This is a genomic window from Acidovorax sp. 106 (genome assembly GCF_003663825.1).
Lineage (GTDB): Bacteria > Pseudomonadota > Gammaproteobacteria > Burkholderiales > Burkholderiaceae_C > Acidovorax.
Genome location: NZ_RCCC01000001.1, coordinates 4,623,051 through 4,635,165 on the forward strand (window position 1 = coordinate 4,623,051; position 12,115 = coordinate 4,635,165).

Sequence of the window (12,115 nt, forward strand, 5' to 3'; positions counted from 1 at the left end):
CGCTGCGCAAGGCGCATCAGAAGCGCCAGCCGAGGCCCACACCCACCAGAACAGGGTCCACCTTGAACGTGCCAATCTTGGCGCCTGCCAAGCTCACGTCGGTCTTGATGAAGACTTTCTTGACGTCCAGGTTCAGGTACAGGTTCTTTTGCAGCGGAATGTCCACGCCCACTTGCAGGGCTGCGCCAAAGCTGTTGCGATCAATGTCCACACCTGCGGGCAACTTCACGCTGGAGAAGCGTGTGTAGTTGATACCAGCACCGACGTAAGGCTTGAAACTGCCCATGGGCATGTGGTACTGCACCAGCAGCGAAGGAGGCAGGTGCTTGAGCGTGCCAATCTTGCCGCCCAAAACGCTGGAGCTCAAGTCGTGCTTTTGAGGCACAGTCAACACCAGCTCGGCAGCGATGTTGGGGGTGAAGAAGTACGACACGTCGACTTCAGGAATGACTTTGTCGTTCACCGACAGACCGAGGCCGGTACTGTCTTTGTTGGCGCTATCGAGGTTCACGGCACGGGCACGCACCAGCCAAGGGCCTTCGGCTTGCTGCGCAAACGCAGCGCCCGAAGTCATCATTGCGCACAGAACGGCCACGGTCAGCAGGTTTTTCTTCATACAGAACTCAATGCAGTTGAACGGGGACGGCCCCCGTGTTTGTATTGGGCCTGTTAGCGAATTGGTCAACCTTGCCACAGGTCAAACAACCCTGTGTTTACCCGAGGCCATTCGGTCGGCGCCCATTCAATCGATGGGCCAGGCGCCCGCCCCCTTCATCCTTGGGCGGCAGGGCTGCCGCGCAAACGTTGCACCACCGTTACGGCCACAAGCACCACCACCCCAGCCAACAACCCAATCAACGCATTCAGCACATTGGGAACCAAAACCGACCACAAGCCCCCCACGGGCCACTGGGCTGCCACCGTGCCCCAACCTTCGACGGCGTGGTGCAGCCAAGGCACACCATGCACCAAGATGCCGCCCCCCACCAGGAACATGGCGGCAGTGCCTGCCACCGACAAGCACTTCATCAGCCAAGGAGCCGCCCACAGAATGCCACGGCCCATGGCCTGGGCAGCGCTGCTGCTTTTGCGATGCAGCCAAAGGCCAAGGTCGTCCAACTTGACGATGCCTGCCACGAGGCCGTACACACCCAGGGTCATGATGAATGCAATGCCGCTGAGCACCATGACCTGCTGCGCAAAGGGCGCGTTTGCCACCGTCCCCAACGTGATCGCAATGATCTCGGCGGACAAGATGAAGTCCGTGCGCACGGCACCTTGGATCTTCTCCTTTTCAAAAGCCACCATGTCCACGGCAGGATCGGCATTGGCTTTGACCAGGCTGTCGTGCTCTGCCTGGGCTTTGTCTTGTGGGTGCAAAAACTTGTGGGCCAACTTTTCTGTGCCTTCAAAGCACAGGAAAGCACCGCCCAGCATTAATAGCGGCGTCACAGCCCAGGGCGCAAAAGCGCTGATCAGCAGCGCCGCAGGCACCAGGATGACCTTGTTGATCAAGGACCCTTTGGCCACCGCCCATACCACCGGAATTTCACGGTCTGCGCGCACACCCGTGACCTGCTGGGCGTTCAGCGCCAGATCATCGCCCAGCACACCAGCGGTTTTTTGCGCGGCGACCTTGGTCATCACGGAGACATCGTCGGCCATGGCCACGCTCTTTTTTGCCGCCACTTTGGTCATTAACGCGACGTCGTCAAGGATGGTCGCGATGTCATCCAATAAAGCTAAAAGGCTGCCTGCGGCCATGAAGTTTCCCCAACGAAGTCAATGAACTCGCGGGACTATATCAACCAGGCCCATCGGCATACCCCAAAGCCGCCGTCGCCCACAGCCCATGGGGCTCAACAGCAACAACCCGATCCAGGCCATCCGTGCAGATGCCTTCAAAAGCCATGAGGGCTGTTTTTAGGTATGGCGCATACTCCAGGCCCTCACCCACTCTCTCGGGGTCCCTTGACAACGGGCTTCAGGCCCATTGCATGCCAGGCTACCTCACCAAGCACGAGAGCATCCCCGTCCCAGGGGTCGCTAATCTTTTCATTCGCTCGCTGCTGGACAAACAGCAATTTTCCGACCCCCTGGGCGCTGCAGAGCAGCTGGGCATCTCTTCTGCGGCCTGGCCCTTGTTCGGACTGTTGTGGCCTTCAGGCGCGCAGCTGGCAGCCCGCATGGCCTCGCGCCCTTTGCGCACCGGGGAGCGGATCTTGGAGATTGGCTGCGGACTGGGACTGGCGAGCCTGGTGTGCCATCGGCGCGGCATGGATGTCACTGCCAGCGATTGCCACCCGCTGGCGAGGCAGTTTCTGGAGGAGAACCTGCGCCTCAACGCACTAGCCCCCATGAAGTACCGCACAGGCCAATGGGGCACAGACAACCCCCAGGGCATGGGTGATGTGCAGGGCCAGTTTGATCTCATCATCGGCAGCGATGTGCTGTACGAACGCGATGCGCGTGCCACGTTGGCCCATTTTCTGGATGCCCATGCAGACCAGGGCGCTCAAATTTGGATCGTCGATCCCAACCGGGGAAATCGGGCTGCATTTCACAAGCAGATGGCCGCCCACAGATTTGAGGTAGTGGAAGAGCGCCTTGACTGCCCAGCGCTGGAGCATGTGCCCGCCTACAAAGGCCGCCTGCTGGTGTATGAAAGGCCCCGCAGCCTCGCCATGATGGCGCCCGCTTGAGAGTCACAGGCCATACAAAGGCCAAGTTTCAGACACCCACCTGGTCTGAGCCCCATTAAAAAAGGCCGGGTGCTTGCGCATCCGGCCTTTTTGCACAGGCAAACACAGCGGTTCTACCTGTCATCCCCCCAGGGGACCAAGGTCAGGGACTCAACCCACCCACTTGCGCGCGTTGCGCCAGATGCGCATCCAGGCGCTGTACTGCGCCTTGTCTTCGCTCGTCCAGCTCATCTGCACGTTGCGAAACACGCGCTCAGGGTGCGGCATCATGGCCGTGAAGCGGCCGTCGGCTGTGGTCACGGCGGTGAGGCCAGCCGCGCTGCCATTGGGGTTAAACGGGTACTGCTCGGTGGCACGGCCATGGTTGTCCACATAGCGTATGGCGGCGATGGCCTTGTCGGCGTTGCCCCGGTACTTGAAGTTGGCATACCCCTCGCCGTGCGCCACGGCAATCGGCAGGCGGCTGCCTGCCATGCCTTGCAAGAACAAGCTGGGCGATTCGAGCACTTCGACCAGTGACAGGCGGGCCTCGAAGCGCTCGCTCTGGTTGGTGGTGAAGCGTGGCCAGTCTTGCGCGCCGGGAATGATGTCGGCCAACTCGGCAAACATCTGGCAGCCGTTGCACACACCCAAGCCAAACGTGTCGGTGCGCCCAAAGAAGCCTTGGAACTGCGCCGCCAACACCGGATTGAAGGTGATGGAACGCGCCCAGCCAATGCCCGCGCCCAGCGTGTCGCCATAGCTAAAGCCGCCGCAGGCGACCACGCCCTTGAAGTCTTCGAGCTTGACGCGGCCGGTCTGCAGGTCGGTCATGTGCACGTCGTAGGCCTCAAAGCCCGCCTCGGTGAAGGCATAGGCCATCTCGATGTGCGAGTTCACGCCCTGCTCGCGCAGGATGGCGACTTTGGGTTTGGCAAGGTTCAAGTACGGCGCTGCCACGTTGTCCTTGGCATCGAATGTGAGGTGCACATGCATGCCGGGGTCGGTGGGCTCGCCCGCTGCGGCGTGTTCGGCATCGGCGTTGGCGGGGTTGTCGCGCTGCTGGCAAATCTTCCAGCTCACGGCGTCCCACACTTGGTGCAGGTCGGCCAGCGGCGCACTGAACACGGCCTTGGCATCGCGCCAGACCTGCAGCTCGCCCTTGCCAGCGTCGATCTCAGACGATGCCGGGCGTGTCTTGCCCACAAAGTGGCTGAACTTGGACAGGCCATGCTCACGCAAGGTTTGCATCACATCGTTGCGCTCGGCGGTGCGCACCTGCAGCAGCACGCCCAGCTCTTCGTTGAACAGGGCCTTGAGGGTCAGCTCATCACGGCGCGCGCCCACTTGGCCTGCCCAGTTCTTGGCATCGCCCGTGTCCATGCGGCTGTCGTTGATGCCATCACCCTCGGTGACCAGCAAGTCCACATTCAGCGCCACACCCACATGGCCCGCAAACGCCATCTCGGCAGCAGCGGCCAGCAGGCCGCCATCGCTGCGGTCGTGATAGGCCAGTATCTGGCCCTTGGCGCGCAGCGCGTTCACGGCGTTGACGAGGTTAACCAAGTCTTTGGGGTCGTCTACATCGGGCACCACATCGCCGCTTTGGTCCAGCGTCTGGCCCAAAATGCTGCCGCCCATGCGGTTCTGGCCCTTGCCCAAATCGATCAGCACCAGCGTGGTGTCAGCCTCGGTCGCGTTGAGCTGGGGCGTGAGCGTGCCGCGCACGTCGGACAGCGAGGCGAATGCGCTCACGATCAGGCTGACGGGCGACGTGACCTTTTTCTTGTCAGCGCCTCCGCTCCACTGCGTGCGCATGGACAAGCTGTCTTTGCCCACGGGGATTGATACGCCCAAAGCGGGGCACAGTTCCATGCCCACGGCCTTGACGGTTTCGTACAACGCGGCATCTTCGCCGGGCTCGCCGCAGGCGGCCATCCAGTTGGCCGACAGCTTCACACGGGGCAGTTCAATCGGCGCAGCCAGCAGGTTGGTCAGCGCCTCGGCCACCGCCATGCGGCCCGACGCGGGCGCATTGATAGCGGCCAGCGGCGTGCGCTCGCCCATGCTCATGGCCTCGCCCGCAAAGCCCTTGTAATCGGCCAGCGTCACAGCGCAATCGGCCACGGGCACTTGCCAAGGGCCGACCATCTGGTCGCGGTGGCTCAGGCCACCCACGGTGCGGTCGCCGATGGTGATGAGGAAGCGCTTGGACGCCACGGTGGGGTGGGCCAGCACGTCGATCACGGCCTTTTGCAGCGGCACGCCAGTCAAGTCCATCGGTGCGAATTCGCGCACCACGGTCTTCACGTCACGGTGCATCTTGGGCGGCTTGCCCAGCAGCACGTTCATGGGCATGTCCACGGGCAGCTTTTGGTCAGCGGCCGTAGCAGCGGGGTCGTGCAGCACCAGCTGGCGCTCTTCGGTGGCGGTGCCGATCACGGCAAACGGGCAGCGCTCGCGCTCGCAGAAAGCCTGGAACAGGGGCAGCGATTCGGGCGCAATGGCCAGCACATAGCGCTCTTGCGACTCATTGCTCCAGATTTCCTTGGGCGCCATGCCCGACTCTTCGAGCTGCACGGCACGCAAGTCAAAACGTGCGCCACGGCCTGCGTCGTTGGTCAGCTCGGGGAAAGCGTTCGAGAGGCCACCGGCACCCACGTCGTGGATCGCCAGGATGGGGTTGTCGCTGCCCTGCGCCCAGCAGTGGTTGATGACCTCTTGCGCACGGCGCTCGATCTCAGGGTTGCCGCGCTGCACCGAGTCAAAGTCCAGCTCTGCCGCGTTGGTGCCGGTGGCCATGGAGCTGGCGGCGCTGCCGCCCATGCCGATGCGCATGCCGGGGCCGCCCAGCTGGATCAGCAGCGAGCCGGCGGGGAACTCGATCTTGGTGGTCAGCTCAGCATCGATCACACCCACGCCGCCCGCGATCATGATGGGCTTGTGGTAGCCGCGCTGCACGCCGCCCACGTTCTGCTCGTACTCGCGGAAGTAACCGTTCAGGTTGGGGCGGCCGAATTCGTTGTTGAACGCCGCGCCGCCCAGCGGCCCTTCGACCATGATCTGCAGCGGGCTGGCAATGTGCTCGGGCTTGCCGACCGTGCTACCCCAGAGCTTGGACACCGTGAAGCCCGTCAGGCCCGCCTTGGGCTTAGAGCCCCGGCCGGTGGCGCCTTCGTCGCGGATCTCACCGCCCGCGCCGGTGGACGCACCTGGGAAGGGCGAGATGGCTGTGGGGTGGTTGTGGGTCTCCACCTTCATCAGCACATGCTGGGTAACGCTACTTTTTTGATAGCTGCTAGCGCTAGATTCACTTGCACTAGAGGCCATTTTGGCTACAAACCGCTCGACCTGATGGCCTTCCATGACCGAGGCGTTGTCCGAATACGCGATCACCGTGTGCTGGGGCGCCAGCTGGTGCGTGTTGCGGATCATGCCGAACAGGCTCTTGTCCTGCGCCACGCCGTCGATGGTGAACTCGGCGTTGAAGATCTTGTGGCGGCAGTGTTCGCTGTTGGCCTGGGCGAACATCATCAGTTCCACATCGGTGGGGTTGCGTGCAAGGCCCTTGAATGCGGTGACCAGGTAGTCGATCTCGTCGTCGGCCAGCGCCAGACCAAAGCGGGTGTTGGCGGCTTCGAGTGCAGCGCGGCCACCGGCCAGCACGTCCACATGCTCCATGGGCGCGGGCTGCAACTCTGTGAACAGGGCGGCGGCCCCGCTGCGGTCGGCCACCACCGATTCGGTCATGCGGTCGTGCAGCAGCGCAGCGACCTGCGCCAGTTGCTCGGCGGTCAGCTCGGGGGTCTTGCCCAGCAGGCCGGATTTGAGGCTGATGCGGTATTCGGTGATGCGCTCCACCCGGCGGATGGCGATGCCGCAGTTGCGCGCAATGTCGGTGGCCTTGGAGGCCCAGGGCGACAACGTGCCCAGGCGCGGCGTGACGACCAATGCAGCGCCTTCTTGCGGCCCTGCGTAAGGGTCGCCGTACGTCAGCAGCGCGGCCAGACGCTCTTGCTCTGCGGCCGTGGGCGCAGCATCGGTGGCAACCAAGTGCACAAACCGTGCGGCAATGCCACTGATCTTGGGATGGATGGCCTCGAGGGCGGGCTGAAGTTGCTGAGCGCGGAAGTTGCTGAGGGCGTTGCCGCCCGCCAGCGTGGTCATGTGCAAGGTCACGGTAGCGGCCTGTTGGGGTGTGAGGGGGGTCGATGGATCACGGGCTTGCTGGGTGCAACAGCCGTGAAGCCCGCCATTTTACCGGGCATGTGCCCCCACCCTGCGCCACACGGGCCCCAATGGGATAATTGCCCCATGAGCATCACCATCAAAAGCGCCGACGACATTGAGGGCATGCGGCTGGCTTGCCGCCTGGCTTCGGAAGTGCTGGACTACATCGCCCCCCACATCAAGCCCGGTATCACCACCAAAGAGATCGACCGCCTGGGCGCCGAATGCATGGCCCAGCAGGGCACCATCTCGGCCACTGTGGGCTACCAGCCCCCAGGCTACCCACCCTACCCCGCTTCGCTGTGCACCTCGGTCAACCACGTGGTGTGCCACGGCATTCCCAACGACAAGCCACTGAAAAAAGGCGACATCGTGAATGTGGACGTGACCGTGATCACCAAAGACGGCTGGTACGGCGACAACAGCCGCATGTACCTGATTGGCGAATGTTCCATTGCAGCCAAGCGTCTGTCGGCCATCACCTTTGACGCCATGTGGCACGGCATTTTGCAAGTCAAGCCCGGCGCACGTTTGGGCGACATTGGGCATGCCATCCAGAAATTTGCCGAAGGCCAGGGCTTCTCGATCGTCCGCGAGTTCTGCGGCCACGGCATTGGCCAGAAGTTCCACGAAGAACCCCAGGTGCTGCACTACGGAAAACCCGGCACATTGGAAGAACTGCAGCCCGGCATGGTCTTCACCATCGAGCCCATGATCAATGCGGGCAAGCGCGACGTCAAAAACCATGGCAACGACGGCTGGACCATTGTGACGAAAGACCACAGCCTGTCGGCCCAATGGGAGCACACGGTGCTGGTCACCGAAACTGGTTATGAAGTCATGACGCTGTCGGCAGGCTCACCCACCCTGCCCGCGTTTGTGACGGCAATCCGCACCTGAGCACCCGGCCCGGCCGGGCCTGCATGACTCTTGCTTGAGGTGGGTGCCTGAAAATGGTTCAAGGCGTGCAGCCCCCCTTGGGGTGGCGCACTAGACTCTACTGCCACCCCCTTCCAATTTTCATGACCGACATCCAGGCCCTGCGCGCCAACTACCGCAGCAACAAAGCCAGCGTCCTTGGCGCCATGGCGGCTACCGTAGCCTCCACACGAGGCATCCATGCGGCACTGCGCAAGCTATCCTCGTTCACAGATGATCTTTTGCAGTCGCTGTGGCTGCGTGCGGATTTTCCTGAAGGCTGCGCGCTCGTTGCGGTGGGAGGCTACGGGCGGGCACAGTTGTTTCCCTATTCCGACGTTGATGTTTTGCTGCTGCTGCCGGAGGGCGCCACCCCACAAGCCAATAGCCCGCTGAGCGCCCGCATTGAAGGGTTCATCGGCAGCTGCTGGGATGCAGGCCTGGAGATCGGATCGAGCGTTCGCACCATTGCCGAGTGCCTGGCAGAAAGCGCCGCTGATGTCACCGTGCAAACCTCTTTGCTGGAGTCTCGCCTGATTTGCGGTGACCGGATCCTGTTTGCCCTGTTTCAGCAACAGTACCAAGCACAGATGGACCCACAGGCGTTTTTGGTGGCCAAGACCCTGGAGATGCGCCAGCGCCACACCAAGTACGAAAACACGCCCTACTCCCTGGAGCCAAACTGCAAAGAGTCTCCAGGGGGGCTGCGTGACCTGCAATTGATCTTGTGGGTGGCCAAGGCCGCAGGTCTGGGGGGCAGTTGGAAGGAGCTGGCCAAAAGCGGTATGGCCACAGCCTTCGAGGTGCGTCAGATCGAGCGCAACGAAGCCGTGCTGTGCCTGATTCGGGCCCGCCTGCACGCGGCCGCAGGGCGGCATGAAGACCGACTAGTCTTCGATTTGCAGACCGCTGTGGCCGAGTCGTTTGGCTACCGCTCGCAAGCACCCGATGGGTCACGCCTGCCCATGCGCGCCAGCGAAACCCTGATGCGCCGCTATTACTGGGCGGCCAAGGCGGTCTCCCAGTTGTGTCAGATTTTGCTGCTCAACATTGAAGAGCGACTGAACCCTACAGCGCATGAACCCCGCCCCATCAACGACCGCTTTTTTGAAAAAGCCGGGTTGATTGAAGTGGCCAGCGACGATCTCTACCAGCGCGACCCCCATGCGATCCTGGAGACCTTTCTGCTCTACCAAACCACGGTGGGTCTGAAGAATCTGTCTGCGCGCACCCTGAGGGCGCTCTACAACGCACGCGGAGTGATGGATGCTGCGTTCAGGCGCGACCCGGTCAACCGCCAAGCCTTCATGCGCATCCTGCAGCAGCCTGCAGGCATCACGCATGCCATGCGCCTGATGAACCAGACTTCGGTGCTGGGACGCTACCTCTGGGCATTTCGCGGCATCGTCGGCCAAATGCAGCATGACCTGTTCCATGTCTACACTGTCGACCAACACATCCTGATGGTGCTGCGCAACATGCGCCGCTTCTTCATGGCTGAGCATGCCCATGAGTACCCCTTTTGCTCGCAGCTGGCAGGTGGTTGGGACAAACCGTGGATTCTGTATGTGGCCGCACTCTTCCACGATATCGGCAAAGGGCGCGGCGGCGACCATTCCCAGATTGGTGCGCAGGAGGTCCGGCGCTTTTGCCGACAGCACGGCGTAGAACAGGAAGATGCGCGCTTGATCGAGTTTCTGGTCAGTGAGCATTTGACGATGAGCCGCATCGCTCAAAAACAAGACCTGAGCGACCCCGATGTGATTGCCGCCTTTGCCAAACGGGTGCACAACGAGCGCTATCTGACGGCAATGTACCTGTTGACCGTGGCCGACATCCGGGGCACCAGCCCCAAGGTCTGGAATGCGTGGAAGGGCAAGTTGCTGGAGGATTTGTACCGAGCCACGCTCAGGACACTGGGGGGGCGTGCGCCCGATGCGGCTGCAGAAATTGAGGCCCGCAAGCGGGAGGCCCTGGTGCAACTGGCCTTGAGCGCGCAACCGTTTGAAGCGCACAAGGCACTGTGGGCAACGCTGGACGTGAGCTACTTCATGCGCCATGAAGCCGCCGACATTGCATGGCACACCCGCCACTTATCCCGCCACGTTGGCACCGCCAAACCCATCGTTCGAGCCCGCCAATCGCTCGCGGGCGAGGGCCTGCAGGTGCTTGTTTATGCCCCCGATCAAGCAGACTTGTTCGCCCGAATTTGCGGCTACTTTGACCGCGCAGGCTTCAGCATCCTGGATGCGAGGGTGCACACAGCCAACAACCAGTACGCGCTGGACTCGTTTCAGGTGGTGGCGTCATCGCAGGCCGGGCATTACCGCGAGCTAACGCACATGGTGGAGAGTGACCTCGTGCGCACGATTGAGGCCGGAGGCCCACTGCCTGAGCCCGCGCGCAAACGGGTGTCCCGCAGGGTCAAGAGCTTTCCTATCGCCCCACGTGTCACTCTGCAACCTGACGAGAAGGCCCAGCGTTGGCTTTTGGGCATCTCTGCCAGTGACCGCGCTGGCTTACTCTACTTAGTGGCCCGGATCCTGGCACAGCACCATCTCAGCGTACAACTGGCCAAGGTCAGCACGTTGGGCGAGCGGGTGGAAGATACCTTCTTGCTGCAAGGCTCTGAGCTGCAAAACAATGCACGGCAAATCCAGATTGAGACGGAATTGCTGCAAGCACTGTCTGAGTGATGGAAGAGCGCATTTGCGATGCGCTATGCATCAGTCATCAGCGTCTGTTGCGCCCAGTTCGGGAAAGAGCACCTCGGTGTAGCCAAACTGGGTGAAATCCCGCACCCGCATGGGGTATAGCTTTCCCCACAAGTGATCGCACTCGTGTTGCACCACCCTGGCATGAAATCCATCCACCTCTCGCTCAATCGGATCGCCATAGGGGTCAAAGCCCGTGTAGCGTACCCGCTGCCAGCGCGGAACCTTGCCCCGCAGACCAGGCACCGATAGGCAGCCCTCCCAGTCGTCTTCCTCGGCATCCCCAACAGGCGTGATCACCGGATTCACCAGTGCGGTGAGGGGAACCAAGGGCCTGTCTGGATATCGGGGATTGCGTTGCTCAGAGCCAAAAACAACGACCTGAAGATCCACACCAATTTGGGGCGCAGCCAACCCGGCTCCATTCACGGAACGCATCGTCTCCCACAAATCAAGTACCAGCAGGTGAAGCTCATCGGTATCGAATTGGGACACAGGGCTTGCGATCTTCAGAAGTCGCGGGTCTCCCATTTTGAGAATAGTGTGGATGCTCATAAAAATCAGATTTGAAGATGGAACGGCACGACGGAAACCAGGGTTGTGGCACGCAACAGGGCAAGCCCTAACCCAGGTGCATGCGGCTGCCAGACACATGGAAAGCCACCGTCGGGGCCTTGGGATCTGCAAATGAAACGCCGAGGGATATTTCGCCCGCGCCGTGCAGAATGCATGCATCACGGCGAAGTCGCACATGCGAGCCACTGCCATCAAACCGCACCCAGGTACCAAAGCTGCTCAAATCCGTCAGCAAAAAGCCGCTGTTTCGCCAGTCAATGCGTGCATGCAACCTTGAAACTCGCAAATCATTGATGCACAACTGTGCATGAGTGGCTCGACCAATATGCACAGGGGCTTCATTTGACGCGAAAGTGGCATCCAAACCATGCCAGCTGAACTGTATGGACCCCAAAATGGAATCCACCGGGGACAGCTGACTGACCAACCCAGCCTGCATGGTCAGTGAGTCTGGCTCCTGGTCTTGACGCCACTCGACTTGGTAGAGCATGGCGGGTTCCGCTTTGCCGCGAATGTCCATCATGCCGAGTTTGCGAAACCAAACGGCAGGTGCGGCGCCGGCCAGCAACACAGCCATTTCTGTTGCCCAAATCTCCCCAGGTCCAGAGCGCTCACACAGTCTGGCAGCCACATTAACCGCATCACCATAACAGTCGCCGTCAACCTCGACGATCTCACCCGCAGCCACCCCGACACGAATATCCATCCGCAGTGGATAGGGCCAACGCGCAAGCCTTTGTTCGTGGGCTTGGAGCATGTCTGCAGTCGCGGCAACAGCGCCTGCTGCATCCCCGAATACCCCCAGAACGCCGTCACCCAGCTTTTTCACCACCCTGCCTGAATGAGACTGAATCGAAACACTGATCCACTGAGTCAACTGGGCAACAGCAGCAGCAGCGCGCTCGTTACCCAGTGTCTCGTACAACGCCACACTGCCGGAGATATCGGCAAACACAACCGTTGTCAAAACGGTCATGGCCGCAGGTTCACACAAAT

At 61.5% G+C, this 12,115-nt stretch carries 9 protein-coding genes; 3 read left to right on the top strand and 6 right to left on the bottom strand.

The features are described 5' to 3' along the window. Positions 1 to 16 precede the first annotated feature (16 nt). The gene (locus C8C98_RS20280; protein ID WP_121455741.1) at positions 17 to 616 is read right to left on the bottom strand and encodes an OmpW family protein; all 600 of its coding nucleotides are present in this window, start codon (positions 614 to 616) and stop codon (positions 17 to 19) included. A gap of 155 nt (positions 617 to 771) precedes the next feature. After that, complete coding sequence (locus C8C98_RS20285) at positions 772 to 1,764, bottom strand: DUF808 domain-containing protein (RefSeq protein ID WP_121455742.1); 993 nt, start codon at positions 1,762 to 1,764, stop codon at positions 772 to 774. 233 nt (positions 1,765 to 1,997) lie between these two features. On the opposite strand from C8C98_RS20285, the gene C8C98_RS20290 reads away from it, so the two are divergent. Then, positions 1,998 to 2,702 carry a methyltransferase gene (locus tag C8C98_RS20290; protein WP_121455743.1) on the top strand — a complete coding sequence of 235 codons (705 nt, stop codon included), beginning with the start codon at positions 1,998 to 2,000 and terminating at the stop codon, positions 2,700 to 2,702. A gap of 150 nt (positions 2,703 to 2,852) precedes the next feature. Here C8C98_RS20290 and purL read toward each other — a convergent pair whose 3' ends face one another. Further along, complete coding sequence (purL, locus tag C8C98_RS20295) at positions 2,853 to 6,860, bottom strand: phosphoribosylformylglycinamidine synthase (protein WP_121455744.1); 4,008 nt, start codon at positions 6,858 to 6,860, stop codon at positions 2,853 to 2,855. Continuing rightward, positions 6,857 to 7,036 (bottom strand): DUF3309 family protein, encoded by a 180-nt coding sequence (locus C8C98_RS22250; protein WP_121455745.1) that lies wholly within the window; start codon positions 7,034 to 7,036, stop codon positions 6,857 to 6,859. Before C8C98_RS22250 ends, purL begins: the two co-directional genes overlap by 4 nt. Between C8C98_RS22250 and map the strand changes: the two genes are divergently transcribed. Together map and C8C98_RS20310 are read left to right on the top strand one after the other, a co-directional pair. Continuing rightward, complete coding sequence (gene map / locus C8C98_RS20305) at positions 6,996 to 7,811, top strand: type I methionyl aminopeptidase (protein WP_121455746.1); 816 nt, start codon at positions 6,996 to 6,998, stop codon at positions 7,809 to 7,811. The two genes, C8C98_RS22250 and map, sit on opposite strands and share 41 nt — an antisense overlap. 122 nt (positions 7,812 to 7,933) lie before the next feature. Next, the gene (locus tag C8C98_RS20310; protein WP_121455747.1) at positions 7,934 to 10,525 is read left to right on the top strand and encodes a [protein-PII] uridylyltransferase; all 2,592 of its coding nucleotides are present in this window, start codon (positions 7,934 to 7,936) and stop codon (positions 10,523 to 10,525) included. A gap of 30 nt (positions 10,526 to 10,555) precedes the next feature. Here C8C98_RS20310 and def read toward each other — a convergent pair whose 3' ends face one another. Next, complete coding sequence (def, locus tag C8C98_RS20315) at positions 10,556 to 11,098, bottom strand: peptide deformylase (protein ID WP_121455748.1); 543 nt, start codon at positions 11,096 to 11,098, stop codon at positions 10,556 to 10,558. A gap of 67 nt (positions 11,099 to 11,165) precedes the next feature. Further along, complete coding sequence (locus tag C8C98_RS20320; RefSeq protein WP_121455749.1) at positions 11,166 to 12,095, bottom strand: adenylate/guanylate cyclase domain-containing protein; 930 nt, start codon at positions 12,093 to 12,095, stop codon at positions 11,166 to 11,168. Between the last annotated feature and the right edge of the window lie 20 nt (positions 12,096 to 12,115).